At 53.2% G+C, this 1485-nt stretch carries 2 protein-coding genes and 1 pseudogene; all 3 read left to right on the top strand.

Annotation, left to right across the window (positions count from 1 at the left end):
• Positions 1-929, top strand: a 929-nt coding sequence (locus tag ACTHUM_RS13825) for a beta-ketoacyl-ACP synthase III (protein WP_440403148.1), incomplete at its 5' end; no start/stop codon positions are given.
• A 51-nt stretch (positions 930-980) separates the two neighbouring features.
• The gene (locus tag ACTHUM_RS13820) at positions 981-1328 is read left to right on the top strand and encodes a DUF1294 domain-containing protein (RefSeq protein ID WP_070460417.1); all 348 of its coding nucleotides are present in this window, start codon (positions 981-983) and stop codon (positions 1326-1328) included.
• 9 nt (positions 1329-1337) lie between these two features.
• Positions 1338-1485 (top strand): annotated as a pseudogene (locus ACTHUM_RS13815) (ACP S-malonyltransferase); the annotation flags it as partial.

Raw genomic sequence — 1485 nt, 5'->3', positions numbered from 1 at the left:
ACCTTCCTGCCAACCGCGTCAGCAATGACGACCTTGCCAAAAAAGTGGACACTTCCGACGAGTGGATTACCACGCGTACAGGTATCAAATTTCGCCATATTGCAGACGACAGCGAAAAAACCAGCGACTTGGCCGCCGAGTCAGCGCGCCGCGCCTTGACAGATGCCGATTTGCAGGCTGACGATATCGATCTGATTATCGTCGCCACAGCCACTCCAGACATGCAGTTCCCCTCCACGGCGACCATCGTGCAGCAAAAATTAGGCATAACCAACGGCTGCCCTGCCTTTGACGTACAAGCCGTGTGCGCCGGTTTTATGTATGCCATGACCACTGCTAATGCCTACATCAAAAGCGGCATGGCGAAAAACGCTTTGGTTATCGGCGCAGAAACCTTCAGCCGCATCGTTGATTGGAACGACCGCACCACCTGCGTCCTCTTTGGTGACGGCGCAGGCGCGGTTGTCTTAAGCGCATCTGACGAACCGGGCATCATCCACGGCAAACTCAAAGCCGACGGCAACTACCTCAACCTTTTAAACGTCCCCGGACAAATCGCTAACGGCCAGGTTTGCGGCTCACCCTACATCAGTATGGACGGCCCCGGCGTATTCAAGTTTGCCGTCAAAATGCTGGCAAAAATTGCAGATGACGTTATCGAAGAAGCCGGTTACACCGCCGATCAAATCGATTGGATTGTGCCGCACCAAGCCAACAAGCGCATTATCGACTCTACCGCCAAACACTTGGGCTTGAGCATGGACAAAGTGATCTTGACCGTCCAAGACCACGGCAACACTTCCGCCGCCTCCATTCCACTGGCACTGGATGTCGGCATTAAAAACGGCCAAATCAAACGCGGACAAAACCTCTTGCTCGAAGGCATCGGCGGCGGTTTTGCCTGGGGTGCGGTTTTAGTGAAATACTAACGATTGGGCCGTCTGAACACCTCTTTCAGACGGCCTATTCTGCTCAAACCCATGAAATCCCTAACGTTTGCACTCTGCATCAGCAGCCTGTTTTTAAGCATAACGGCTGTAATATTGCCCAAACTGGCAATTGCCTATCTCGCGCTAAGTGCATACGTTTTCCTGCTTTACTACCAAGACAAACAGCGCGCACGCAAGCACGGCAGGCGCATACCCGAAGCAAAATTGCACCTGCTCAACCTGCTTGGTGGCTGGCCGGGCGGTTATTGCGGCAGCCTCATATTCCGGCATAAAACCAGCAAACCCGGATTTGTCCGCACCTTCCGGCTGACCACCGCAACCAATACTGTCGCCACCCTCCTTCTGCTGGCAGACACCCTCAAACATTCAAACCAATAAGGAATTACCATGTCTTTCGCATTCTTCTTCCCCGGACAAGGCTCACAAAGCCTAGGCATGATGAACGGCTTTGCCGAGCAAGCCATCGTTAAAGCCACATTTGACGAAGCTTCCGCCGTATTGGGTCAAGACCTGTGGGCAATGATTAACGGCGAAG

It is taken from the genome of Neisseria sp. P0021.S006 (genome assembly GCF_051956895.1).
The sequence above is the reverse complement of the archived record's forward strand: the minus strand, read 5'-3'. Positions and strand labels throughout refer to the sequence as shown.